At 72.3% G+C, this 951-nt stretch carries 1 pseudogene; it reads right to left on the bottom strand.

The window, feature by feature from the left end:
- A pseudogene (locus ACXAID_RS28235) lies at positions 1-951 on the bottom strand (hypothetical protein); the annotation flags it as partial.

Below are 951 nucleotides of genomic sequence, written 5' to 3'. Positions count from 1 at the left end.
GGGCAGGCCGATCTGCTCGCCGCGGGCCCGCGCCCACGCGGCCAGCGCCGTGGCGATCTCGGCCACGGTGTCGCCGTGCGGCTGATCCTGGCCCGCCGCGTGCAGCGGTGTGCGGCCCAGCAGCGCGAGCTTGAGGCCGTGGCGATGCGCAAGCGCCAGCGCAGACCGTGCCGTCACGCCGCGCGCACCACCGGTGACCACGACGACTCCGCCCTCGGGAACGGTGATCGTCTCCCCCGCCGGCGACGCATCGACGTCGTCGAGCACCAGCCGGGTGCCGTCCTCGCGCAGCGCCACCTCGACTCCGGCTCCACCGCTGAGCAGTTCGGAGGTCAACCGTTCCGCATCGAGGGTGTCGATGTCGATTGCCCGCACCGAAGCGTTGGGCCATTCCAGCGCGGCGGTTTTCACCAGGCTGGCCACCCCGACCGGCACCTGCGCGCCGGCGAAGCGAGCTCCGGTCGACTGCACGGTGACGAAGAATCGCGAATGCGCGTTGCTCTTGGCGACGCTGCGTGCGGCATGGAACGTGCGCAGGTGCATCTCGACGCAATCCTCGGCCGAGTTCGCCGGCGCCAACGGTGCCAGGCAGATGACGGCGCTGGCCTCCTCGGGGACCTCGTCGACCACGCGGGCCTTGATCTCGTGCGAGGCCATCACCCGCTCGAGCGCCGCCGCGAAGACCGGGTCCTCACGGGTGATGAAGACCTCGCCGTCGCGCAGACCCGCCATCGTCAATCCGCTCGGCGGCGCGGCCCGGAACGTTGCCTCGGTGCAGTGCAGTCCGGCAGGTGGCGGCGACGCTGGAAGCGGCGGCGCCCCGTGTCCGGGTTGTTCGGCCGCCCCGGCCGCAGTCAGGCCGGCGATGGTGGCGACGACGTCTTGGAGGGTGCGGAGTCCGGCCAGTTCGGAGGCGGGGATTTCGGGGGCGCCGGGGAACCGGGCTTGTAG

Source organism: Mycobacterium sp. ABE4_509 (assembly GCF_056160785.1).
The sequence above is the reverse complement of the archived record's forward strand: the minus strand, read 5'-3'. Positions and strand labels throughout refer to the sequence as shown.